At 66.6% G+C, this 23,389-nt stretch carries 21 protein-coding genes; 10 read left to right on the top strand and 11 right to left on the bottom strand.

Annotated features, from left to right (window positions below; all coding sequences use genetic code 11):
* Positions 1–3: 3 nt before the first annotated feature.
* Genes WC815_19195 through WC815_19170 form a run of 6 tightly spaced genes read right to left on the bottom strand, consistent with a single transcriptional unit; the run spans position 4 to position 4,988 of the window.
* Positions 4–669, bottom strand: a complete 666-nt coding sequence (locus tag WC815_19195; protein ID MFA5910909.1) for an AAA family ATPase — start codon at positions 667–669, stop codon at positions 4–6.
* Positions 669–1,010 carry a type II toxin-antitoxin system prevent-host-death family antitoxin gene (locus tag WC815_19190; GenBank protein MFA5910908.1) on the bottom strand — a complete coding sequence of 114 codons (342 nt, stop codon included), beginning with the start codon at positions 1,008–1,010 and terminating at the stop codon, positions 669–671. The genes WC815_19195 and WC815_19190 overlap by 1 nt, the downstream gene beginning before the upstream one ends.
* Positions 1,011–1,069: 59 nt before the next feature.
* A complete protein-coding gene (locus tag WC815_19185; protein ID MFA5910907.1) occupies positions 1,070–2,581 on the bottom strand; it encodes a serine/threonine-protein kinase in 1,512 nt (503 codons plus the stop codon).
* On the bottom strand, positions 2,571–3,131 hold the full coding sequence (locus tag WC815_19180; GenBank protein ID MFA5910906.1) for an ECF-type sigma factor: 561 nt from the start codon (positions 3,129–3,131) through the stop codon (positions 2,571–2,573). The genes WC815_19185 and WC815_19180 overlap by 11 nt, the downstream gene beginning before the upstream one ends.
* A gap of 3 nt (positions 3,132–3,134) precedes the next feature.
* Positions 3,135–3,644, bottom strand: a complete 510-nt coding sequence (locus WC815_19175; protein MFA5910905.1) for a peptidylprolyl isomerase — start codon at positions 3,642–3,644, stop codon at positions 3,135–3,137.
* A gap of 30 nt (positions 3,645–3,674) precedes the next feature.
* Positions 3,675–4,988 carry a carboxypeptidase regulatory-like domain-containing protein gene (locus WC815_19170; protein MFA5910904.1) on the bottom strand — a complete coding sequence of 438 codons (1,314 nt, stop codon included), beginning with the start codon at positions 4,986–4,988 and terminating at the stop codon, positions 3,675–3,677.
* 212 nt (positions 4,989–5,200) lie between these two features.
* Here WC815_19170 and WC815_19165 point away from each other — a divergent pair, with 212 nt between their 5' ends.
* The gene (locus WC815_19165; protein ID MFA5910903.1) at positions 5,201–6,112 is read left to right on the top strand and encodes an alpha/beta fold hydrolase; all 912 of its coding nucleotides are present in this window, start codon (positions 5,201–5,203) and stop codon (positions 6,110–6,112) included.
* A gap of 45 nt (positions 6,113–6,157) precedes the next feature.
* Here the strand turns inward: WC815_19165 and WC815_19160 are convergent, their stop codons facing one another.
* Entirely contained in the window at positions 6,158–7,873 is a 1,716-nt protein-coding gene (locus WC815_19160; GenBank protein MFA5910902.1) for an amidase, read from the bottom strand.
* A gap of 26 nt (positions 7,874–7,899) precedes the next feature.
* On the opposite strand from WC815_19160, the gene glgB reads away from it, so the two are divergent.
* The 3 genes from glgB (at position 7,900) to WC815_19145 (ending at position 12,190) form a co-directional block, all read left to right on the top strand.
* Positions 7,900–10,092, top strand: coding sequence for a 1,4-alpha-glucan branching protein GlgB (gene glgB / locus WC815_19155; protein MFA5910901.1), 2,193 nt, complete (start codon positions 7,900–7,902; stop codon positions 10,090–10,092).
* A 197-nt stretch (positions 10,093–10,289) separates the two neighbouring features.
* On the top strand, positions 10,290–11,423 hold the full coding sequence (locus WC815_19150; GenBank protein ID MFA5910900.1) for a sensor histidine kinase: 1,134 nt from the start codon (positions 10,290–10,292) through the stop codon (positions 11,421–11,423).
* Positions 11,420–12,190: a LytTR family DNA-binding domain-containing protein gene (locus WC815_19145; GenBank protein MFA5910899.1), complete on the top strand. Its 771-nt coding sequence runs from the start codon at positions 11,420–11,422 to the stop codon at positions 12,188–12,190. The genes WC815_19150 and WC815_19145 overlap by 4 nt, the downstream gene beginning before the upstream one ends.
* Before the next feature lie 246 nt (positions 12,191–12,436).
* On the opposite strand, the gene WC815_19140 is transcribed toward WC815_19145, so the two are convergent.
* Positions 12,437–15,382, bottom strand: a complete 2,946-nt coding sequence (locus WC815_19140) for a TonB-dependent receptor (GenBank protein MFA5910898.1) — start codon at positions 15,380–15,382, stop codon at positions 12,437–12,439.
* 284 nt (positions 15,383–15,666) lie between these two features.
* Between WC815_19140 and WC815_19135 the strand changes: the two genes are divergently transcribed.
* Positions 15,667–15,891, top strand: a complete 225-nt coding sequence (locus WC815_19135) for a hypothetical protein (protein ID MFA5910897.1) — start codon at positions 15,667–15,669, stop codon at positions 15,889–15,891.
* Here WC815_19135 and WC815_19130 read toward each other — a convergent pair.
* The 3 genes from WC815_19130 to WC815_19120 form a co-directional block, all read right to left on the bottom strand.
* A complete protein-coding gene (locus WC815_19130; protein ID MFA5910896.1) occupies positions 15,866–16,705 on the bottom strand; it encodes a rhomboid family intramembrane serine protease in 840 nt (279 codons plus the stop codon). The two genes, WC815_19135 and WC815_19130, sit on opposite strands and share 26 nt — an antisense overlap.
* A gap of 66 nt (positions 16,706–16,771) precedes the next feature.
* On the bottom strand, positions 16,772–18,031 hold the full coding sequence (locus WC815_19125; protein ID MFA5910895.1) for an ABC transporter permease: 1,260 nt from the start codon (positions 18,029–18,031) through the stop codon (positions 16,772–16,774).
* 3 nt (positions 18,032–18,034) lie between these two features.
* Positions 18,035–18,880 carry an ABC transporter ATP-binding protein gene (locus WC815_19120; protein ID MFA5910894.1) on the bottom strand — a complete coding sequence of 282 codons (846 nt, stop codon included), beginning with the start codon at positions 18,878–18,880 and terminating at the stop codon, positions 18,035–18,037.
* A gap of 83 nt (positions 18,881–18,963) precedes the next feature.
* Here WC815_19120 and WC815_19115 point away from each other — a divergent pair, with 83 nt between their 5' ends.
* The 5 genes from WC815_19115 to WC815_19095 all read left to right on the top strand — a co-directional run bounded on the left by WC815_19115 (position 18,964) and on the right by WC815_19095 (position 23,317).
* Positions 18,964–20,274: a hemolysin family protein gene (locus WC815_19115; GenBank protein MFA5910893.1), complete on the top strand. Its 1,311-nt coding sequence runs from the start codon at positions 18,964–18,966 to the stop codon at positions 20,272–20,274.
* On the top strand, positions 20,271–21,530 hold the full coding sequence (pepT, locus tag WC815_19110) for a peptidase T (GenBank protein ID MFA5910892.1): 1,260 nt from the start codon (positions 20,271–20,273) through the stop codon (positions 21,528–21,530). The genes WC815_19115 and pepT overlap by 4 nt, the downstream gene beginning before the upstream one ends.
* Positions 21,527–22,561, top strand: coding sequence for a tRNA-dihydrouridine synthase family protein (locus tag WC815_19105; GenBank protein MFA5910891.1), 1,035 nt, complete (start codon positions 21,527–21,529; stop codon positions 22,559–22,561). The genes pepT and WC815_19105 overlap by 4 nt, the downstream gene beginning before the upstream one ends.
* A gap of 97 nt (positions 22,562–22,658) precedes the next feature.
* Positions 22,659–22,898, top strand: a complete 240-nt coding sequence (locus WC815_19100) for an antitoxin (protein ID MFA5910890.1) — start codon at positions 22,659–22,661, stop codon at positions 22,896–22,898.
* On the top strand, positions 22,895–23,317 hold the full coding sequence (locus WC815_19095; GenBank protein MFA5910889.1) for a type II toxin-antitoxin system VapC family toxin: 423 nt from the start codon (positions 22,895–22,897) through the stop codon (positions 23,315–23,317). Before WC815_19100 ends, WC815_19095 begins: the two co-directional genes overlap by 4 nt.
* Positions 23,318–23,389 lie beyond the last annotated feature (72 nt).

The following is a 23,389-nucleotide window of genomic DNA, read 5'->3' as shown; positions in this document are numbered from 1 at the left end:
TCTTTATATCGCGTTTTCGCCCTTGACCTTCAGCAAGTCGAGCGATAACGCGGCTTCGACCAACGCCTTGGCCCATTCAGGCGTGCGCCCGAGGGCGGCCGGGTCGTGCGCAGGAGGGTGCACGAGATGCCCATGTTCCCACTCCATCACGAGCAACGGATCGGGGACCGGGAAGCCGGTCGCCGCTTCCGTGGAGTTGTCGTACACGCGCATATGGGCCACGTGTGGCATCAGGGCGATCACGTTGCGCTGGGCCCGTGGATAGCGGGCCCGGATCTTCGCTTCGGGAATGTCGTGGCCACCCTGAGACACGCGGGCACGCACCCGCTGCAGGTGCCGCTCAGGAGAATCCAGCCCGCAGAACCAGATGATCACGTCGTGCGTGTCGGTGGCCGCCTGAATTCGCGCGGCAACGGTGCGGCCGCCCAGGGTGGTCTCGAACGCGTACGATTGTCCCTGCGCCACCGCTTCGTCGAGCCGGCGCACGCTCTCGGTCCACGCGTGTGCGTTGGCCGACTCCAGGTCGCAGCTGGTGCTCGCCATCAGTTCGCGTGCAAACGTGTCGGGGTTGAACCAGTCCAGACCGGCGCGCGTCAGCAGGTGACCGCCGATTGAGCTCTTGCCCGCACCGTTCACGCCGGCCAGCACGTACAGGACCGGCCGCGCCATCAGTAGCCAGTACCGGCCTTGACCTTGCCGCGAAGTCTCGCCGGGCTCCTGCTGAGTGCGCGCAGCCGATCGCCGGCCCCGGGCTGGCGCAGCCCCGCGAGCCGTTCGTCGAAACGGCGGCGGAGCGATTCCAGCCCCTCCTCCGTTCTCGACTCGGTCTCTTTCACGATCGTGAGGAGGCGTGCATAGTCCTGGGCGGAGAGAATGACCGCCTCGGGCTCCGAGTGATTCGTCACGACCACTGGCCCCTTCGACGCCAGTGCGCGCATGACCCCGCGCCATCCGCGCTTCTTGACGTCGGAGGCTGGAATCCGCGGCAGATCGGTGAGGGTGGAACTCATGGTGGGTATTTTACCCTAATTGGCCATAATGCCCAATTAGTGCCCGGAGCGAATCCGCGCTATCCACGCCGCCGGGCGGCAGCTGTGTCGAAGGCGGCCCGTGCCGTCGCCGGCTCGATGACCAGGAAGCCGAGTGCTGAACCCAAGCCGAAAGCCACGAACAACGCGCCCCATCCGGTGTGGGCGTCGGCGATCACCAGGCCGGTGGCCGTCATGATCAGCGCGAACGCGTAGTCGGCCACCCGGATGCCGCGCCAGACGTTGGCGCGTTGCGCGGCCAGTTCCGACGGGAAGGTGCGCGACGTGAACCACAGGTGTAATCGCAGGTTGCCCGCGACGATGATGGTGACGAGCGTGAGCAGGAAGTTGAGGACGCCGTAACGGCCGGTCCACTTGTGCACCTCCCATGCCGGCCACGCCATGAACCAGTACACCAGCGCGACGACGAGTTGGTGGGTTTGCCACCAGGCACTGGCACCATTCAAGGTGCCTGGGGTGTCCGCCTTCGCGGCCGCGGGCCGCTTCGGCGCGACCTCGCCGTAGCTCGCGCCAGGTTCCCGCGCGAGCGAAGGCGGGCCCAGATGCTCCAGTGCGCTGGCGAGTTCTGCGGTGGTTGAAAAGCGATCAGCCGGTTTTTTCTGCAACGTGCGCGCGATGATGGGCCACAGGTCGGGCGGAATGGCGTCCGCGGGTTCGGGCTCCGCCGACAGCACACGGGCGATGATCATGGGCAGCGAACCGTCGCCGAACGGGTGGCGGCCGGTCAGCAGCTCGTACAGCAACACGCCGAAGGCGAACTGATCGGTGCGCGCGCTGGTCGGCTGGCCAAGCAACTGCTCGGGCGCCATGTAGGGCGGCGTCCCCGCCATCACGCCGGGTTCGGTCAGTCGCGTGACCGACGCCAGGTCCTGCGCCGCGGTGTCGAACTGCGCGAGGCCGAAGTCGAGGATCTTCACCGAGCCGTTCGGGCCTCGCACGATGTTCTCGGGCTTGAGGTCGCGATGCACGATGCCGCGGTCGTGCGCGGCGACCAGGGCCTGGGCGATTTCCGTCGTGGTGGCCAAGGCGCGATCGGGCGGCAACGGGCCATCGGCGAGCTCTTCACGCAGCGTGCGGCCTTCCAGGTACTCGGAGGCGATAAACGGCTGTTCGCCGACCTCCTCGAGCGCATAGACCGTGGCGATGGCGGGATGCGACAACGCCGCCGCGGCGCGGGCCTCCTGCCGCAGCCGCGACCGCATGCGATCATCGCGAAACAGGTGCGGCGGCAGCGCCTTGAGCGCCACCGGCCGGTGCAGCCGCGTGTCGTCGGCCAGGTAGACCACGCCCATGCCGCCGCGGCCGAGGATGCGGACAATGCGGTAGGCGCCCACCATGGCGCCGGCTTCGAGCAGGGCGGCCGGCTCGAGAAACCCGTCGCCGGTGTCGTGCGCCGCCAGCAGGGCCAGCACTTCGTCCTGAATGTCCGCGGGTTCGGACGAGGCGCGGACGACAGTCGAGCGCGCGGCCGGTGGTTCGGCAATCGCGCGATCGAACAGCGCGCCCACGCGTTGCCAGCGCTCAGGCGTCAAGCGGGCCCGCCAATTCCTTGCGTAACCAGGCGCGCGCCAGCGTCCAGTGGCGCTTCACCGTGGCAGAGGCGATGTCGAGGGCCTCGCCGACTTCTTCGACCGTCAGCCCGCCGAAGTAGCGCAACTCGACAATCTTCGCCTGCTGCGGTTCCAAGGCGGCCAGGCGTTCGAGCGCCGCGTCGAGGGCGAGTACGTCGACGCCGGCCGGCTGGGTGGCGGGGACCTCGGCGAGCGCCGATTCATCGAGGGTGATGCGCTGGGCGTCGCCGCCGCGCTTCTCGGCGTGGCGGGCGCGGGCGCGCTGCACGAGAATCTGGCGCATCGACAGCGCGGCGATGGCGAGAAAGTGCGTGCGGTTCTTCCAGGGGTGGTTCTTCTCGGCGTTGAGCCGCAAGAACGCTTCGTGCACGAGCGCGGTCGCCTGCAGCGTCTGCCCCGGGCGTTCGTGCCGCAGGTAATTCGCCGCCAGGCGCCGCAACTCGTCGTAGACCTGCGGCATCAGCACATCGGGGCTGGCCGGGCCGACGCGCGGGCGCGAAGGCCGGTCCATCGCCTAGCTCTTCTCGATCTTCACCGACTTGACGACGATCTCCTTCGCCGGGCGATCCTGCGCGGCGGTCTTGACCTTGCCGATGGCGCGGACGATGTCGATGCCCTCGGTGACCTCGCCGAAGATGGCGTGCTTGTTGTCGAGCCACGGCGTCGGCGCGAGCGTGATGAAGAACTGGCTGCCGTTGGTGTTGGGGCCGGAGTTGGCCATCGACAGGAGGCCGTCGCGATCGTGCCGCAGCCCGGGACCAAACTCGTCCGCGAACTTGTAGCCGGGGCCGCCCATGCCGTTGCCCATCGGGCAGCCGCCCTGGATCATGAAGCCGTCGATGACGCGGTGGAAGTTCAGCCCGTCATAGAACGGCCGGGTGACCGGTTTGCCGGTCTTGGGGTCGGTCCATTCCTTGGTGCCGTCGGCGAGGCCGACGAAATTGGCGACGGTCTTCGGCGCCTTGTCGTCGTAGAGCTTGACCTTGAAGGTGCCCTCGGAGGTCTCGAACGTTGCAGTAGTCATGTCTCTATCTTAACCGCGTGGGCGGCCGCATCAACGCGGCCGGGCGGTGACTGCGATCGGGCGGCCGTCCGCGACGAACTCAATCCGGCCCCATGGGTCCCGCTCAGGACCGACCGTAACAACGTAGGGTTGATCCTTCCACAGCTGCATTTCGAACCGACCCTCCGCGTCGGTCTTGGGATGAGGCCAGTCGCTGCTTCGCCTGCCGTTCATCAGCTGAATCCACTGGTCCACTACGACGCCGGCGAGTGGCGCGCCGCTGCCGTCGCGGACAACCCCTGAGACTGCAATCTTCGTCGCGCGCCGAGGTCGCAGTGGCGGTGGAGTAGCGGTCTTGCCATCTTCGATGACGAAGACCGGCGACGACGCCTCCAGGTAAGGCGACCCGGGCGACGGCCCGACGCCAGGGTTGATCGCGATCATGTAGCGGCCCGGTGGAATGTCCGGGACCACGGCTTGGCCTTCTGGCAACGTCAGTCCCCAGCCCGGCCTGCGTCCGTCCCGATCAACATGATCGGCGGACTCCAGATAAACAAAGGCCCCTGGCATCGGCGCGCCATCATCTCCGAGGACGGCAACCGCCACGCGTCCGGTCGCCGGAACCTGGATATTCAACTGGACGCAGGCCGGCGACTCCTCGATCACGAAAGTGCTCCACTGACGATCTGCGCGCAGGGGGGCGCCGTCGACCCGTGCCGACACCGAATACGCGCCAGGAGGGAGGCCGCGCGCGTCGAAACCGCCAGCCTCATCGGTGACGCGCTTGAACTGCCGCGGCCCAGACAACGTGATCTCTGCGCCCTTGACCGGCCTGAACGCGTCCTCATACGGCGGCCATCCTGTGATGCGCGCGACGGTGCCAATCACCCTGACCTCCTTGACTCCGTCGTTGAGCGCCTTGAGATACTCCAGCAGCGGCTGCGCGTGCTGAATTTCGCGTACCAGCGAACACATGCTCACGGCATAGCCGCCTCCGGGCAACCGATTGGTCTCGATCAGATAACGGGTGCCCGCTCGAAAGAACTCGTATCCGCAATCGCCGCCGCCGGCTCCAGTCACGAGCATCGTTGGCGCTTCACCGCGCCACGCTTTCACATCTCTCAGCCGCACGATCTTCGAACCCACGCCCAAAGACGACGCGCTGGCCGCGTTCGCGGGCATCGCTGGCGAGCCCGGCACGGCCTCGATCGATTCCACCGTCGCTTCGATTACCGATGCGGCGCGGGTCAGATTGCCACACGTCGCCGGCTGGCACATGCACGCTTCAGCGAGCCCGTCTCCAAACAGTCCGACCGATGCGATGGTGGTCCAGACAAACACGAGACGATGAAGGATGTCGCGCATACAATGCTCCGATGCAACGATGGTGCCTAAGCGTACTGTTTGCGGTTGCTGTGACCAGCGGCGCATTCGCGCAATCTCACTTCACATTAGACACCGAGACGTCCATAAAAGACGGTCGCCAATTCAAAGGTTTGGTTTCGGGCAGCCTTGGTGGCAAATCTGTCAGTAAGCGCGCTGTCATTCGAACGCCTCTGAAATGGAATGGCGCCCTGGTGATCGGCGCGCACGGCGGCTCCGGCGGCAACAGCGTCGATCGCGCCGGCAAGGTGTTCGGGACGAGCGAGACGGCGTTGGACGACGTGATCGGGCAGTACGCGTTGGCCCGCGGGTTCGCCTATGCCAGCGTCGATCGTGACGGCGCCATGTCGTCGCCGGGTGGCCTGCAGCTCACCTATGAGTTCACCCACCTGGTGAAAGGCGAGGTCGCCCGCCTCGGCGGCCGCGCGCCGGTGCGCGTGTACCTGGTTGGCCTGTCCATGGGCGGCGGCATTGCCCGCCTCGCGGCGGAAGATCCGCAAAAAGTGTTTGCCGGCACGCTGATCATCGCCGGCGCCGGCGGCGACCTGGTCACGCGGCTCGATCGCATGACGCGCATGGCGGCGCTGTGGCCGTTGATCGATCCGCGCGCGCATGCCGGAGTCCCGGCGACCGATCCCAAGATTCGTTCTTACGCCGAGGCCATTGGCACGCCGGTCGAGGCGCGGCGCCTGTGGCCGTACACCGGGTCCGGCGCGGTGGTGGCGGCGGCGCGGCCGCAGACGGCGGTCGAAGACACCACCGGCCGCATCCAGGTGCCCACCATCGAAGTAGTGGGGACGTGGGATGACCTCGTGATCCGCGAGCTCCGAGCCTATGCCGAACGCGCGGAGCCGCGCGCCTCGCACCGGCTGTACCAGGTGGCAGGTGTCTGGCACATGTCGAGCGACGATGACGGTGTGATGTCGTTTCAATACATCGCGACATCGCGCATGAAGCTCGATGCGGACGTGGCGAACGCGATGGGGGAGGGGCCGTCGTACCTGCCGACGGTGCGCGAGGCGTTCGACCACCTGGTGCGCTGGGTTGAAACGGGCACTCCGGCGCCGGCGAGCCAGACGCTCAAGCCCGGCCAACACCTGCGGTAGCCGTCAGGAATGGCGGCACCCCATAAAGGGGTGCCCTACCGTGGTCTATATGGTCGGGTGCTTGCGGTGCCAGTCGGTCGCCTGTTCGTAGGCGAGCGCGACGCGGCAGACCGTGGCCTCGTCGTAGAGCCGCCCGGTGATCATGATCGATGCCGGCATGTTGTCGATGAACCCGCACTTGAGCACGAGCGCGGGATGGCCGGTCAGGTTGGTGACTTGCAGGCTGGCACTGCCGGGCGCGGGGCTCAGGAAGACATCGTACTGCGACATCACCTTGTCCATCTCCTGCATCAACAACCGCCGCGCCCGCATGGCGCGGATGTACTCCACGGCGGGAATGAACCGCGAGCTGCGGAAGGTGTTGGGCCAGTCGCCGGGTGATTGCGCCGTCAGCGTGGCCAGTTGCTCCTTGTTGCGGGTGAGGTCGTCGAACGCCGCCGCCGCCTCGGCGCTCAGCACGAAGCCGATCGCGCCGGTCGGGAAGTCCGGCAGGGCGAGGGGTTCCAGCTTCGCCCCGGCCTTGCGGAACACCTCGAGGGCCTGCGCGTACATCGCCTTGCGGGCCTCCGCGGCCTGCCGCTGCGCATCGCTCGGGTTGGGGTTGTTCGGGCCCGACTCGAATTCCTTCTGGAGGTAGCCGATTCGCAGCGACCCGATCGGACGGTCCGGGTTCCACTCGAACGGCGCGTCGGTCACGGTGTCGTCGCGGCCGTCGGCTCCGTAGATCGCATTCAAGACCAGCGCGCAGTCTTCGACCGATCGGCACATCGGCCCGATCTTGTCCATGGTCCAACTGAGCGCCATCGCGCCGTGGCGGCTGACGCGGCCGTAGGTCGGCCGCAGGCCGGTGACGCCGTTGGTGACCGACGGCGAGATGATCGACCCCAGGGTCTCGGTGCCGATCGAGAAGCCGACCAGGCCGGCGGCCGTGGCCGCGCCCGGGCCGGCGGACGAGCCGCTCGAGCTGCGTTCCGTGTTCCACGGATTGCGCGTCGAGCCGCCGAACCAGACGCCGCCCTGCGCCAGCGCGCCCATCGACAGCTTGGCGACCAGCACGGCGCCGGCGTCGCGCAACCGCTCGACCACGGTGGCGTCGAGATCGATGACCTGGTCCTTGTACGGCGTCGCGCCCCAGGTGGTCTTGTAGCCCCTGGCGGCCAGCAGATCCTTGGCGCCCCAGGGAATGCCGTGCAGCGGCCCGCGGTACTTGCCGGCCTTGATCTCCGCATCGGCGTCGGCGGCCTGCGTGAGCGCGAGGTCTTCGGTCAGCGTGACCACGCACTTGAGCGTGTCGCCGTGCTTCTTCAGCCGATCGAGATAGATCTTCGTGAGCTCGGTTGACGTGATGCGCTTGCTCTCGATCAACGCCGCCAGGGCGGTCACCGGAAGAAACGCGATCTGTTCGGAGGTGAGGCTGGTGGGCACCGTGGTCCTGGTCACGCGCAGACGAGCCCCCGGAGTGGCCTTGCCGGTGGGCCGCTTCCCGGGCAGGTACGGCCTGAACGTGATGGCGGGCTCGGTGTCGAGCGGCACGGTGAGCTTGCGCAACTGCTCGAAGCTGTCGAGATTGCGGTTGACGCTGTTGAGCGCCATCTGCTCTTCGGCCTCGGTGAAGTCCACGCCGAAAATGCTCTCGGCGGCGTCGAGGCGGAGGCGATCGATGCGGGCGGGCGCGGCCGCGGATTGCTGGGCCAGCGCGGGCGCGGCGGCGCCGGCGGCAAAGGCGCTGGTCACGGCCGAGAAGAAGCGTCGTCTGTTCATGGCGGCTGGCAGAGTAGCATACGGATATGCCCTCGAAGTTGGCGCGCACCGAGATCGACGCCCTCGTGCGAGGCATGCATCCCGATCCCTTTGCCATCCTCGGTCCGCATGACGCGGACACGGGTGTCGCCATCCGCGTCTTCCGTCCGCACGTGCGTGGCCTCGAGGTGGTGGCCTTTGGCCAGCCCGACGTCATCGCCTGCACGCGCCTCCATCCGGAAGGCCTGTTCGAGGTGGTGGTGCCCAACGAGTGCCGGGCCGATTTCGATTACCGCCTCCGGCTGGTGTGGCCCGATGGGTCGTCCACCGAGATGGATGATCCGTATCGCTATGGGCCGGTGCTGACCGATTTCGATCTCCACCTGCTCGGCGAGGGCACGCACTACCGCGTCTACGAGCGGCTGGGCGCCCGTGCCATCACCCATGGCATTCGCCGCGGCGTTCACTTCGCGGTGTGGGCGCCCAACGCGCAGCGGGTCAGCGTGGTCGGCGACTTCAACGGCTGGGACGGCCGCGTCCACCCGATGCGCGCCATCCGTCCGTCCGGCTACTGGGAGATCTTCCTGCCCGACCTCGGCCAGGGCGACCGCTACAAGTTCGAGGTGATTGGCGCCGACGGGCACGCCGTGCTCAAGGCCGACCCGTGCGGGCGCCGCTTCGAGCCGCCCCCGCAAACCGCGTCGATCGTGTGGCACGACGAGCCCTACCCGTGGAAAGACGACCACTGGATGGCGTCGCGCGCGGCCAGCGGGCAGTGGCTGAAGAGGCCGATGTCGGTGTACGAGGTCCACCTCGGAAGCTGGCAGCGGTCGGCCGATGGCCGGCTGCTGACCTACCGCGAAATGATCGAGCGGCTCGTCCCCTACGTGAAGGAGATGGGCTACACCCACGTCGAGCTGCTGCCCATCATGGAGCATCCGTTCACCGGCTCCTGGGGCTACCAGGTGATTGGCTTCTTCGCGCCGACCAGCCGCTTCGGCACGCCCGACGACTTCAAGGCGCTGGTCGAGGCGTTTCACCAGGCCGGCATCGGCGTGCTGCTCGACTGGGTGCCGGGGCATTTCCCGAAGGACCAGCACGGACTCGCGCGCTTCGACGGCACCGCGCTCTACGAGCACGCCGACCCGCGGCAGGGCGAGCACCAGGACTGGGGCACGCTCGTCTTCAACTACGGGCGCCATGAGGTCCGCTCGTTTCTCCTGAGCAACGCGCTGTTCTGGCTCCGCGAGTTCCACATCGACGGGCTGCGCGTCGATGCCGTGGCGTCGATGTTGTATCTCGACTACTCGCGGGAACAGGGGCAGTGGGTCCCCAATCGGTTCGGCGGCCGCGAAAACCTCGAGGCCGTGGAGTTCGTCAAGCACCTCAACCAACTGGTCGAGCACGAATGCCCGGGCGCCGTGGTCTGCGCCGAAGAATCCACCTCGTGGCCCGGCGTCACGCACGCGATCGCCGCCGGCGGCCTCGGATTCACCTACAAGTGGAACATGGGCTGGATGCACGACATGCTCGACTACGCGAAGGAGGATCCGGTCCACCGCAAATGGCACCACAACAAGATCACCTTCTCGATGGTCTACGCCTATAGCGAGCGCTTCATCCAGCCGTTCTCGCACGACGAAGTGGTCTACGGCAAGAAATCGATGCTCGGCAAGATGCCCGGCGACGTGTGGCAGAAGCACGCGGGCCTGCGCGCGCTCTATGGCTACATGTACGTGCACCCCGGCAAGAAGCTGCTGTTCATGGGCGGCGAGATTGGCCAGTGGCGCGAATGGGACCACGACTGGCAGCTTGACTGGGAAGTGCTCGGCGACCCTCGCCACGCCGGCCTGCAACGGTGGGTGCGCGACCTCAATCGCGTTTACCGCGAGGAGCCCTCGCTGTGGGAGGCCGACAACGACCCGGCCGGATTCTCGTGGATCGACTGCGACGATGCGGAGCGGAGCGTGATTGCGTTGATGAGACGGGCTCACGAGGGGGCCTTCACCATCGCCCTCGTCAACTTCACGCCCGTGCCTCGCCGCGACTATCGCCTGGGCGTCCCCGCGCCTGGCGCGTACCGAGAGCTCCTCAACAGCGACGCCGAGGCGTACGGCGGCAGCAACGTGGGGAACGCGGGACACGTGAACGCGGAGGCGGAACCGGCGCACGGGCATCCGTGGTCGCTCCGCCTGACCGTCCCACCTTTGGGATTCTTGATTTTGAAACCGAACAACTGAACCGCGCGGTTCTTCAATTCACCGGATCTCATCCGCGCTGTCACGCGGCCTATCCCTGAAAACACGCGACAAATCCCATTGACCGGATGCGGCACGCTCTTCGCTATAGCGCCGTTGAGATGCGGCGACCTGGGACGAATGGTGTGACGAGTGGCAACCTGCTTGACCGCAGGCCGCGGCAAGTCGATAGTGCCGTCATGGCTCCCACTCCCGGACGTGTGCCCGTTCGTGTGATCTTCAGCGTTGCCACCGCGCTCGGGTTCTTCTCGGCCTTCGCAGCGTTCTACTTCATCTCGACCTTTACCGCGAAGCCGGCGGCCTTCAGCCTGTTGCTCGCGCTCAACCTCACCTACTGGTACTCGTGGGCGGTGCTCACGCCAGGCATCATCTGGCTGTCGAACAGGTTTCCCTTCGAGCGGGCGACGTTCAAGTCGGCGATCCCCATTCACATCGCCGGCGTGTTCGCGGCGACGCTGCTGCACGTGGCCATGGCCGTGGCCTCGCGCATGGCCACCTACTGGGTGGTGGGCGAATCCCTCGACTCGTGGCTGATGGAAGCGCAGCGGATGTTCTTCCTGAATTTCGACTGGGAGATGATGACCTACTGGACGATCGTCGGCGTCAGCCACGCCCTCCGGTACAGCCACCAGGCGCGCGCCAGGGAATTGAGCGCGGCGCAAATGGAAACCCGCCTCGTCGAGGCGCAGCTCCACACGCTCCAGCGGCAGATGCAGCCGCACTTCCTGTTCAACACGCTGAACACCATTTCGGCGTTGATGCACCGGGACGTGGACGCCGCCGACGCGATGATCGCGCGGCTGAGCGACCTGCTCCGCATGTCGCTCCACCGGGTCGGGGTCCAGCAGGTGGAGCTGAAAGAGGAGCTGGACTTCCTCTCCAAGTATCTGGAGATCGAACAAACTCGCTTCCGCGACCGTCTCTCTGTTGTATTCGACATCCAGGCGGACACCCTGGACGCCCTGGTGCCCAACCTTTTGCTCCAGCCGCTCGTCGAAAATGCCATCAAGCACGGTATTGGTCCCAGGCCCACACCTGGCCAAATCGTGGTCCGGTCCCGCCGTGTCGGGGCCATGCTCGAACTGGACGTGCAAGACAACGGTGTGGGGCTCTCGGCGGCGCGGTTGACTGACTTCAACCGCGGCGTGGGGCTTTCGAATACCCGGTCGCGCCTCGGTCACTTGTACGGGTCGCTGCACCGGTTTGAATTTCGGCAGCCTGCCGAGGGCGGGTTGCTTGTGCTCATCGCCATTCCGATGGCTGAGCTTGCAGTTGAGGTGAGAGACGACAGGGCCGTGGAGGGTGTGGCGTGACCAAGATTCGCACGGTGGTAGTGGACGACGAGCCGATGGCGCGCGAGCGCATCATCGGGATGCTCAACCAGGAGAAAGACATCGAGGTGGTCGGGGAATATTCCGACGGCACCCAGGCCGTCTCGGCCATCCAATCGCAACATCCCGACCTGGTGTTCCTGGACGTGCAGATGCCGGCGTGCGATGGCTTCGGCGTGATCCAGCAACTGGGCGCCGAGCAGCCGCCGGCGGTGGTGTTCGTGACGGCCTACGACGAGTACGCGCTCAAGGCCTTCGAAGTGCATGCGATCGACTACCTGCTCAAGCCGTTCGGCCGCGACCGCTTCGCGCAAACGCTGCAGCACGCCCGCGAGCACCTCGAACGGCGCCGCGCCGGCGACCTCGGCAAGCGGCTGATGGCGCTGGTGCAGGACATCAAACCGGAGCCGCAGCGCCTCGACCGCCTCGTGGTCAAGTCGGCCGGCCGTGTGTTCTTCCTGCGCACGCAGGAAATCGACTGGATCGAGGCGGCCGGCAACTACGTGCGCCTGCACCTCAGCGGCGAGTCGCACCTGTTCCGCGAGACCATGAACAACATGGAAGGGCGGCTCGATACCCAGCGCTTCGTCCGCATCCACCGCTCGCGCATCGTCAACACCGACCGCATCAAGGAGATGCAGCCGTGGTTCAACGGTGAGTATGTGGTGGTGCTGCAGAACGGCACGCGGCTGACACTGAGCCGCGGTTATCGCGAGAAACTGCAAGAGCGGTTGGGCAAGGGATTCTGATCTGGCGATCTCGTGATTTGGCGATCTCGTGATTTCGATCTCGTGATTTGGCGACTTGGTGATTGACGGAGGCCGTATCGCTGACGAGCATCACGGCGTGGTGCACCTGAACGACGAGCACCGCTGGTCGCGGGAACAGATTGCGGGCTGGCTCGACGGGTTGACGCCACATCACGAAGCGGAGTACAGGAAAAAGGGCCGGTGGGATTCGCTCCCACCGGCCCTTCGTTTGTTACGACGCCGCTGCTACCAGCGGACGCTGACGCCGAAGCGGGCAACCCGCGGCGCGATGATGCCGCTGATGTTGTTCGCCACGCTCGACGCCTGCAGGCGGCGACGGGCCAGCTCGGTGTTGGCGTTGGTCAGGTTGAACACGTCAACCGTCGGACGCAGGGTGATGCGGCCGAACTTGAAGTTGCGGTCGATGCGGAAGTCCACCGAGGTCAGCGAGGGGAGGCGCACGTCGCCGAACGGATCCAGGTTGACGTCCGCCTGGCCGCCCGAGTTGGCGCGGTTGGGGGTGCGGATGGCGGCCGGGAAGGGGTAGCCCTGGCGCGAGTTGACCGAACCGGCGACGTTGATGCCGTAGGGCAGGGCATACGTGCCCGACACCTTGACCAGCGACTTGGCATTGACGAACACGTTGTCGATGCCGCTGCCGCCCGCTTCCGGCGCGTAGACCTGCTCGCCGGGGCAGCTGGCCACGGTGCAGGTCGGGTCTTCATACGAGGCGGGCGAATCCCACACGTCCACCGCGTCGTTGTAGGCGTAGCTGGCGTTCATCGACCAGCGGTTCGACATGCGCTTGGCGAAGGTCAGCTCAAAGCCGTTGAAGTCGCGCCAGCGGTCCGGCACGTTGGTGTACTGGAACGGCGCGGGCAGCGCGCTCGAGGGCTCGTAGTAGGTGATCGGCTCGCAGCGGCCGTCGGCCGGGCAGCCCGTCGGGGTGTAGGCGACGGAGCGGTAGTTTGCGCTGGTCCAGTTGGTGCGATCGTTCCACAAGAACCGATCGTACTTGCGCCAGATGTAGCTGGCGCCCACGGCCATCACGTTGCCGATCTGGCGATCGATGCCGACGATGAACTCGCGGGTCTGGTCGTTCTTGACGTTGGGGTCCACCGTGCCGGCGGTGCGGAAGTTGCCGGGGTTCGCCGGATCGTAGGCCGCGCTGCGGCTCAGGATGGTGTTGAAGTCGAGCTCGTTGGCCGAGACGAACTTGTCGCCGTTGGCGTCGGTCCACGGGTAGCGCACGAAGATCGCGCCGGTCGCGGCGAGCACGCTCGACAGCTGGCCGGGCGCCATCTGGCCGTAGTAGGCCGCGTAGGACGCCGAACCCACCGTCTTGCCGTCGCCGGTGAAGTCGTAGGTCATACCCACGCGCGGCGAGAAGTCATTCCACGTCACGTCGGCATCGGCGCCGGGGAAGCTGATGGCCGGCAGCTGCGTGGGCGCGAGCGGGTTATTGGGCACGTCGGCGGCAATCGCCGTGTCGTCCTGCCGGTCGAACCGGAAGCCGAGGTTCAGCGTCACGCGACCCTTCGTGAAGGTGTCCTGCAGGTAGACCGCGTGGGTATCCAGGTGGGCGATGGCGTTGCCGTCGCGCCACAGGTCGGCGGAGTTGGCGACGCCGTTGGTGAAGCGCGCATCGACGAAGCCGCCGCGGTGGTTCAGGCTCTTGGTGTGGGCCGAGCGCCAGCGGTAGCCGATCTTGAACGCGTGATCGCCGCCCATCGAATTCGGCAGGAAGTAGCTGCTGGTGACGTCGAAGCTGTTGGTCGGGCGCAGGAATGACGACGACTGGTACGAACGCGACCAGCCGCCCGTGGAGGTCTCGAAGGCCGCCTGCACGTCGCGCAGCGAGTCTTCGTGGAAGTCGAGGGCGAAGTTGTTGCCCAGGTGCGACCACATCACGTCCATCAGCAGGCGATCGCTGAACACGTGCTGATCGCTGGCCTTCCAGAACGGCGAGGGACCGGTGATCCAGCCGAAGGCACCGAAGTCGCTCGACACCGCCTTCTGGCGGAAGGTGGTCTCGACCGGGCGCGTGACCGAACCGTCGCGCGCGTTGCGGACTTTTTCCGCCCAGGTGTTCTGGAACGTCAGCTTGTTGTTGGTGAACGGCACGTACTGGAGCTTCCAGTTGTAGTTGTTCAGCTCCGTCAGGTCGGTCTGGAGACAGGCGCGCACCGCGTCGGTCTCGGTCGGCCGGGGAGGACCGCAGGCCGGGTCGTTCTTGTAGAAGCCGACCACGCCGACCTTGATGTTCTGGGCGCCGTAGCTGCCCCAATACCACGCCTTGCCGGCCTTGATCGGGCCGCCCACTTCGAAGCCGCGATCCTGGATGTTCTGGATCGGCGCGCCCGAGCCGGCGCCGTCGGCGCGGATCTCGTCATCGACGTTGTCGGCCTGGAACTTCTCGTCGGTGTTGTAGTAGCGGGCCGAGCCCTTGAACTTGTCGGTGCCGCTCTTCATCACCAGGTTGATGCCGACGCCGCCGGTCTGCTGGGTGACGTCGGCGCCGCCCGTCGTGATTTGCATTTCCTCGAGCATGTCGAAGTCGTAGTAAATCGGGGACGCGCCGGTCGCCGACATGTCGGTGATGTCAACGCCGTCGATCGACCACTTGTTGTTGCCGGTGCTGGCGCCGCGCGAGATGTAGCCGGACTGCTGGCCCGACTGGCTGCCGCCGACGTTGGAGCGGTCCATGGTGATGCCGGGCGTGCGCTCGAGCATGACCCACGGGTCGCGCGCCGACGGGATGTTCTGCATCGTCTCGAGGTCGAAGCTGGTCTTGGTGCCGGTTTCACGCGTGTCGACCAGCGGGCTTTCGCCGGTCACGGTCACGGTTTCCTGCACCGACGACAGCTCGAGCGAGCCGTTGACCTGGGCGCGGAAGCCGATGGTGACGCGAATGTCCTGCATGACCATGGTGCGGAAGCCGGGCAGCTCGAACGTCACCGTGTAGGTGCCGATCGGCAGCTCGGGCACGCGGTAGCTGCCGGTCTCCGAGGTTACCGAGACGCGGGGCTGGATCAGGGCCGAGCCCGCCACGGTAACGGTCACGCCCGGGAGCACGGCTCCCGAACGATCGGCAGCACGACCGAAGATTTCGCCGGTCTGCTGGGCAGCGGCGGTACTGATGCCCACGATGAGCAGCAGCGCCGACGCGACTAGCGCGGTTCTAAACGTCATTCCCATTCCTCCAAAACGCCGGGGCGTATTTCAACGAACACATGAGCCGTCCCGTCTTATCGGCAGTTCGACCCAACCTGAGAGGTTCACGTCCCAAAGAGCAGCATTTGTGCCACTCGCCACAATCGCGCAGGGTCGATTTTGGGCCTGAATTCGTCGCCAAAGAGCCAAATCCAGCGACCAATGGCGACTTATCCAAATAATTGAATGGATCCACTCCAATGGACTGAATGATCGTTCAGTCGGGAGCCGTTCACTTTGTAGACTCGTATCGGGTTAACAGCATGGGACGTGCATTTTTGGGCGAGTTCGAACAGCGGGTGATGCTCGCCATCCTGCGGTGCGATGCCAAGGCGCAGCCGATCGAGATCCGCCGCGAAGTGCTGCGCGCGTCGGGTCACGAGCCGTCGCGCGGCGCGTTCTACACCACCCTCGACCGGCTCGAGTCGAAGGGCCTGGTGCGGTGGACCACCCCTCCTGTATTTACTGGAAGTACGGCAGTGCCGTGATGACCGACGCGACGATGGCGATGAACGTGACGAGCAGGCAGACCACCGCGACGGCGAGATGATCGACGCGTTCCGGCTTGAGGGGATCGAGAATCATCGATGCGAGGTAGCCGCCGGCAAAGCCACCCAGATGGGCGCTGTTGTCGATGCCCGGCATGATGAACCCCATCACGCCCATGAACAGCGCGTACTGCAGGCCCGACTGGCCGATGTGGCTGCTGCCCGTGCGCTTGCCGTAGTGCACCAGCGCGCCCAGCAGTCCGAAGATGGCGGCCGATGCGCCCACGGTCACGTTGGCGCCACCTAGAAACGGGATCCGGACGGGCAGGAGGAACAAGGCCGTGCTCAACCCGAAGCCGGTGATGCCCGAGACGGTGTAGATGATGATCATCCGTCCAGGGCCATACAGGTTCGCAATCTCGGGTGCGAGGTTGCGGATCCACAGCACGTTGAAAAAGATGTGGAGGATGCCGCCGTGCAGCCAGCCCGCCGTGAGGAAGGTCCACCAGCGCCCGAGCGCGACCACTGGGAAGGCGCCGCTCGCGCCGAGCAGGATGAGCATCTGCGTGGAGGGTGACAGCCCCACCTGGATGCCATCCCGCGAGAGGACCAGCGACAGCACGTAAAGGATGATCGTGCCGCCGGTGACAATGTGGACGAAGCCGAGGTCGTTGCCGAGGCTGCGGAGCGCGGGGCCGAAACCCCAGAGGCCGGGGTTGCGCCGCCCGCAGTTGTAGCAAGTGCCGTCGTTGACGCCCACCAGCACGCCGCACGACGAGCAGATGACGGACCCCTCGGTTTTCCGCTTGAACATTCCCAGCGAGTATAAGGGGTCTGACCCTCGCTGGGATGCAGGGGAGGGTCTGACCCTTTCGCGCCGCTAGCTTTCCCGCAGGCCCCGCGTGCCCACGGCGAAGCACGCGATCCCCACAAAAATCAGGACCGCGCACGGCAGCGCCATCTCGTTCAGCGTGAACTGCCGCCACACCCCGCCTTCAATCGCGAGAATCGCCCACCGGATCGGGCTGATCACGCCGATCGCCTGCATCCACTGCGGCATCACGAATTGCGGCACCATGGCGCCGCCGAACACCGACAGCGGCATCAGGATCGCCCAGGCCGCGCCCGACGCCGTCTGCTCGGTCTTGCCGAGGCTCGCGATCAGCATCATGAAGCCCACGAAGCAGATGGCCGCCGACACCCCGGCCAGACCCAGCATGGCCATGGACGAGGGCCGCACGCCGAGGGCGAGGGCCACGCCGAGCAGCACCAGCTCCACGGCCATGATCGAGACGAAGCAGGCGAGCGCCTTGCCGCCGAGGATTTGCGCGCGTGTCAGGGGCGCCATCCGCAGCCGCACCAGCGTGCCGTGCGTGCGCTCGGTGACCAGGCTGATGCCGAACGTCATGACGCAGCCGATCAGGCCCCAGATCACGCCTTGCGGGAACGTCACGTCGAACGCGTTCGCGGGCCCGCGCCGTTCGCGCGCGATCGGCTTCGACGTGACCTTGAGCGGCTGCCACTGGTCCCGCGGCGCGCCAGGGTCGCCCGGCGCCGCCGGCGTGTTCACGAACGTCTTGACCTCGCCGAGAAAGCGCTCGACCGGCGCCGCCCGGCCGGCCGCGGCGGGGGCCGCCTTCAAGTCGGCCAGCGCCCGGTCCACCATTTGCGTCGAGGCAGCGGGATCGGTGAACACCTTCTGCATGCCCTCGGCGCCGTGCTTCATCAGCAGCCCTTCGATCATCCCGGCTTCCGCCTTCCGCGCCGGGTCGACGCCGATCTCCACTTCCCTCGGCGTGCCGTAGAACATCCGCTCCGAGGCGCGCCCGAAGCCCGCCTTCACGGCGACGTAGCCGGTCCGCTGACCCAGGCGCACGGCAGTTTCGGCCTCGGCCCGCGCCATCGGCGTGAGCTCGAACGACTGTTCGATCTCCTTCAGGAACTGGCGCGAGCCATCGCTGTTGTCTTCATCGACCACGGCGATGCGCACCCGCGATTGTTCGCCGCTGCTGTTGCCGCCGAAGGCGAAGCCAAACAGCACGGTCACGATGATCGGCCACGCGAACGTGAAGAACATGCCGCCCTTGCTGCGCGGCATGAGGCGAAGATCCTTGAGGGCGAGCGAAATGATCTTGGACATGGCTCAGTCTCGGAGGCTGCGGCCGGTCAGGTGCAGGAACACCTGCTCGAGCGTGGGGCGTTCCATCTGGAAGGCGTCGATCGGCGCCTTCGCCGCGAGGCGATTGAGTTCCGCCAGCGGATCTGCTGTTTGCACGCGATGCTCGGCGCCGTTGGTGGTGACGACGAGCGTGGCGGGGCCACCCTGCGTGGCGAGCAGTTCCGGCAGCGTGCCGAGTCCGAGCAGCTTGCCGGCATCGACGATCGCGATGCGCTGGCACAGCCGCTCGGCTTCCTCCATGTAGTGCGTCGTGTAGATCACGGTGCGGCCTTCGCCGTGCAGCGCCTCGATGTTCTCGAAGATCTTGTTGCGCGACTGCGGATCGACGCCCACCGTCGGCTCATCCAGCAACAGCAATTCCGGGTCGTGCACGAGCGCCGCCGCCAGGTTCAGGCGCCGCTTCATGCCGCCCGAGTAGGTGCCGACGCCGTCGTTCTTGCGCTCGGTGAGGCCGACGAAGTCCAGGCACCACGCCACCCGCTTCGACAGCGCCGCGCCGGAGAGGCCGTAGACCTCGCCGAAGAAGCGCAGGTTCTCTTGCGCGCTCATCAGGTCGTAGAGCGCGAGCGCCTGCGGGGCGACGCCAATGTGCTGGCGCACCGCGGGGTCGGCCGGGTTGCCGAGCCCGTCGATGACGACGGTGCCGCTGTCGGGGGTGAGCAGGCCCACGGCCAGGCTGACGCTGGTGCTCTTGCCGGCGCCGTTGGGGCCCAGCAGGCCGAACAACTCGCCCTTGCGAACCGAGAGCGAAAGGCCATCGACCGCCACGGTGGTTCCAAAGGTCTTACGGACGTTGGTCAGGGTGAGCATGGCTACCTGACTATACGGGCGGCTCCGGGGGTGGTTCGCCGGCCCCGGTCGAGCGGCGGGAATCAGGGGCCGAACGGGTAGAATTGGTCATCGCCACCGAACTCATCGTCATCTTCATCCTGATCCTCGCCAACGGCGTGTTCGCCATGTCTGAAATCGCCGTCGTGGCGGCCAAGAAGGTGCGGCTGCAGCAACGCGCCGAAGACGGCGACGAGCGCGCCAAGTCGGCGCTCGCGCTGGCCCACGATCCCAACCAGTTCCTCGCCACCGTGCAGGTCGGGATCACCATGGTCGGCGTGCTCGCCGGCGCCTACGGCGGCGCGACCCTGGCTGAAAAGCTCGCCGTGCCGATCGCGCAGGTCGCGGTGCTCGCGCCCTATGCCGAGATCATCGCCCTTGGCCTGGTCGTCGCGGCCATCACCTACCTGTCGCTGATCATCGGCGAGCTGGTGCCCAAGCGCATCGGCCTGAACAATCCCGAGGCGATTGCCTCGTGGGTGGCCGGGCCGATGATCGCGCTGTCGCGCATTGGCGCGCCGGCGGTGGCGCTGCTGACGGCGTCCACCAACCTGGTGCTGCGCATCTTCGGCATCAAGGGCAACGCCGAGCCGAACCTCACCGAAGACGAGATCAAGGCGCTGATCAGCCAGGGCGCGGAGACCGGCGCGGTCGGCGCCGCCGAAGAGAACATCGTCCAGCGGGTGTTCCAGCTCGGCGACCAGCGGGTGGCCGCGATCATGACGCCGCGCCCCGACATCGAATGGATCGACGTCGATGCCAGCGAGGAGGAACTGCGCGAGTTCCTGGCCTCCCACTCGCACACGCAGTTCGTGGTGTGCCACGGCGGCCTCGACGAAGTGCTCGGCATCGTCCGCTCCGCCGACCTGCTGCCGATGGCGTTCCGGGGCGTGAACATCGACCTGCGCACGCTGACGCGCGAGGCGCTGTTCGTGCCCGATTCGATGCCGGCGGTGCAGCTGCTCGAGTCGTTTCGCGGATCGCACAAGCACGTGGCGCTGGTGATGGATGAGTACGGCGCCGTCGAAGGCCTGGTTACCGTCACCGACCTGTTGACGGCCATCGTCGGCGAGCTGCCCGGGGACGCGGCCGAGGCGGTGGGGGAGTTCGTGGCTCGCGCCGACGGCTCGTGGCTGGTCGATGGGTCCGCCTCGATGGAGACGGTCTCGACCCATTTCGCGCTCGACCCCCTTCCCGAAGAAGAAGCCGGCGCGTATCACACCATCGGCGGCTTCGTGATGGCGCGCCTTGGCCGCGTGCCGAAGGCCGCCGACCACTTCGAGTGGGGCGGGATGCAGTTCGAGGTGATCGACATGGACGGCCGCCGCATCGACAAGGTGCTGGTCATGAAGGCGCGGCGGGAGGGCATGGCTTGACGACAGGGACGTCCAAGCCGAGCCCGGTACTCGAACGCTTTCTCCGCTACGTCACCTACGACACGCAGTCTCGAGAAGGCGCGAGCACCTACCCCAGCACGCCCGGTCAGCTCGTCCTGCTTCGCGACCTGGTCGCCGAGTTGCGGGCGATGGGGGTCGCCGACGCCGAGCTCGACGAGCACGGCTACGTGACGGCCACCATCCCCGCGACCACGAGAAAGCCGGACGTGCCGGTCATCGGGTTCATCGCCCATGTCGACACCTCGCCCGAGATGAGCGGCGCCGGCGTGAAGCCGGTGGTTCACCGCGCCTACGACGGGCGCGACCTGGTGCTTCCCGACGACGCCTCGGCGGTGCTGCGGGTGGCCGACACGCCGTATCTCGGCGAGTGCCTGGACCACGACATCGTCACCGCATCCGGCACGACGCTGCTCGGGGCGGACAACAAGAGCGGCGTCGCCGAGATCATGACCGCGGCCGAACGGCTGATGACGCACCCGGAGATTCCGCATGGCGCCATCCGCATCGCCTTCACGCCGGACGAGGAAGTGGGGCAGGGGACGAAGTACTTCGACGTCGCCCGCTTCGGCGCGCGCTACGCCTACACCATGGACGGCGGCCCGCGTGGCGAGCTGGAGTTCGAGAGCTTCTCGGCCGACGCCATCACCATCACGTTCCGCGGCTTCAACACGCACCCGGGCTACGCCAAGGGGCACATGGTGAATGCCATCAAGCTGGCGGCGCGGTTCATCGAGCGGTTGCCCGCCGACCGGCTGTCGCCGGAAACGACCGACGGCCGCGCCGGGTTCGTTCACCCGTATGTCGTCGAGGCCGGCGTTGATCGCACGTCCGTCAAGCTGCTGGTCCGCGACTTCGTGACGGCGGGCCTGGCCGAGAAGGAGGCGTGGCTTCGCGCGCTGGCCGCGGACGTGGCCGGCGGCGTGGCGGGCGCCACGTTCGAGGCGGTGGTCGAGGAGTCATATCGCAACATGCGCGAGGTGATTGACCAGCACCCGCTGGTGGTCGCGCATGCGCGCGAAGCGATTGCGCGGGCCGGCCTCGCCGTCCGCGAGCGCCCCATTCGCGGCGGCACCGACGGATCACGGTTGTCGTTCATGGGGCTGCCGACGCCGAACCTCTTCGCCGGTGAGCAGAACTTCCATTCCCGTCTCGAGTGGGTCTCGGTGCAGGACATGGAGAAGGCGGTTGACGTGATCGTGGAGGTGGCGAAGGTGTGGGAGGAGCACGCAGGGTGACGCTGTTCTCGGGCCGCGAGCCAGTGCTGGCGCTGGCGCCGATGCAGGACGTCACCGACGGCGCGTTCTGGACGCTCGTCCATCGTTACGGTGGCGCCGATGTCTACTGGACGGAGTACTTCCGTGTGCACTCGACGTCGACGCCGGAGAAGCGGATTCTCGACGACATCACCACGAACACCACTGGCCGGCCGGTGATTGCCCAGCTGATCGGCAACGACATCCCGGCGCTCATCCGCACGGCGAAGGTCCTCCAGCAGTTGCCGGTGGCCGCCATCGACCTGAACCTCGGCTGCCCGGCGCCCATCGTCTACCGGAAATGCGCCGGGGGCGGGCTGCTGCGCGAGCCCGACCGCATCGATGCCATCCTGGGCGCCCTGCGGGATGCGATCCACATCAAATTCACGGTGAAGACGCGGCTGGGCTTTTCGGCGGTGGAGGAGTTCGATCGGCTGCTGCCCATCTTCGCCCGGCACTCGCTCGATGCCCTGACGGTGCACGCGCGAACGGTGGCGCAGTCGTACCGGCTGCCCGTGCATTACGACCGCATCCGGCAGGCCGCCGAGGCCATGTCGTGTCCGGTGATTGCGAACGGGCACGTCTACTCGGCGGCCCAGGCGCAGGACCTGCTGACGCGCACCGGCGCTCGCGGCCTGATGATTGGGCGCGGCGTGATCCGCAGCCCATGGCTGTTCAACCAGATCCGCCAGCAGCTGCGCGGCGAGACCGTGACCGTGCCGACGGGGCGCGAGGTCGGGGACTACATTCGCGCCCTGTGGGACTCGCAGGCCGGTTTCGACAGGCCCGAACAGGTGCAATGCGAGCGGATGAAGAAGTTCCTCAACTATCTCGGCGAAGGCGTGCCGGGGTCCTTCCTGCATCAGATCCGCCGCACGCAGACCGCCGGCGAGTTCCACCGGATCTGCAGGGAATTCCTCGACCACGACGAGCCGATGGCCATGTTGCCGGCGGAGCTGACGACGGCCCCCGATCGTCAACTATCGGTGATCGACCCCTACTCACGGCCATAAGACAGGGACCCGCAACATATTGATTTGAAATGGTTTTGCTTCTGAGTTGCCTTGGTATATATCATTGATATATACTTGCGGTCTGAGGTGTCATGCCGTGAGTAAACTCGCCAAGCTCTTTCTGAACGGTCGCAGTCAGGCGGTGCGCCTGCCGCTGGAATTCCGCTTCCCTGGCACTGAAGTACGGGTCACGCGGCAAGGCCGCGGGGTGTTGCTCGAGCCGGTGGTGTCGAACGTGGACGACTGGTTTGCCGATCTCGACCGCTACGCCGTTGAGCCCTTCATGCCCGAGGGCCGCAATCAGCCGGCGGCGCCGCCGCGCACCGACTTCCCGTGATCGAATACACGCTCGACACCAACGCCTGCATCGCATTGATCAACGGGTCGTCCGTGCCCGTTCGACGCCGGTTCAAAGAGACCCTGGCCGAAGGATCGGTGGTGTGTATCTCGACGGTGGCCATCCACGAGCTGTGGTACGGCGTCGCCAAGAGCGCGAGGCGCGACTACAACACCGAGCGGGTGCAGGCGTTTCTCGCGGGTCCCATCCAGGTGCTGCCGTTCGATGATGCCGACGCCCGTGCCGCCGGAGAGGTGCGCGCGTTGCTGGAACAGGAACGCCGTGCCATCGGTGCGTACGACTCGCTTCTCGCCGGACAGGCAGCGCGGCGTGGGATCACCCTGGTCACCGCTAACGTCCGCGAGTTCGAGCGGGTGGACGGTCTGCTGTGGGAAGACTGGTCGCAATCGCGGCCCTGAAAGGGCCGCCGCCATGCCGGCTTCGCCCGTAACACGCTGAGCTGCATCAGCATGCTCGAGCAATCGCTGCCT

It is taken from the genome of Vicinamibacterales bacterium (assembly GCA_041659285.1).
Taxonomy (GTDB): domain Bacteria; phylum Acidobacteriota; class Vicinamibacteria; order Vicinamibacterales; family UBA2999; genus 12-FULL-67-14b.
This window is presented reverse-complemented; position numbering and strand designations above follow the sequence as displayed.

Coding starts and splice junctions, on each gene's coding strand:
- WC815_19195 (MFA5910909.1), bottom strand. CDS start 669: ATGGCGCGGCCGGTCCTGTACGTGCTGGCCGGCGTGAACGGTGCGGGC.
- WC815_19190 (MFA5910908.1), bottom strand. CDS start 1,010: ATGAGTTCCACCCTCACCGATCTGCCGCGGATTCCAGCCTCCGACGTC.
- WC815_19180 (MFA5910906.1), bottom strand. CDS start 3,131: ATGGACCGGCCTTCGCGCCCGCGCGTCGGCCCGGCCAGCCCCGATGTG.
- WC815_19175 (MFA5910905.1), bottom strand. CDS start 3,644: ATGACTACTGCAACGTTCGAGACCTCCGAGGGCACCTTCAAGGTCAAG.
- WC815_19170 (MFA5910904.1), bottom strand. CDS start 4,988: ATGCGCGACATCCTTCATCGTCTCGTGTTTGTCTGGACCACCATCGCA.
- WC815_19160 (MFA5910902.1), bottom strand. CDS start 7,873: ATGAACAGACGACGCTTCTTCTCGGCCGTGACCAGCGCCTTTGCCGCC.
- glgB (MFA5910901.1), top strand. CDS start 7,900: ATGCCCTCGAAGTTGGCGCGCACCGAGATCGACGCCCTCGTGCGAGGC.
- WC815_19150 (MFA5910900.1), top strand. CDS start 10,290: ATGGCTCCCACTCCCGGACGTGTGCCCGTTCGTGTGATCTTCAGCGTT.
- WC815_19140 (MFA5910898.1), bottom strand. CDS start 15,382: ATGACGTTTAGAACCGCGCTAGTCGCGTCGGCGCTGCTGCTCATCGTG.
- WC815_19135 (MFA5910897.1), top strand. CDS start 15,667: ATGGGACGTGCATTTTTGGGCGAGTTCGAACAGCGGGTGATGCTCGCC.
- WC815_19130 (MFA5910896.1), bottom strand. CDS start 16,705: ATGTTCAAGCGGAAAACCGAGGGGTCCGTCATCTGCTCGTCGTGCGGC.
- WC815_19125 (MFA5910895.1), bottom strand. CDS start 18,031: ATGTCCAAGATCATTTCGCTCGCCCTCAAGGATCTTCGCCTCATGCCG.
- WC815_19120 (MFA5910894.1), bottom strand. CDS start 18,880: ATGCTCACCCTGACCAACGTCCGTAAGACCTTTGGAACCACCGTGGCG.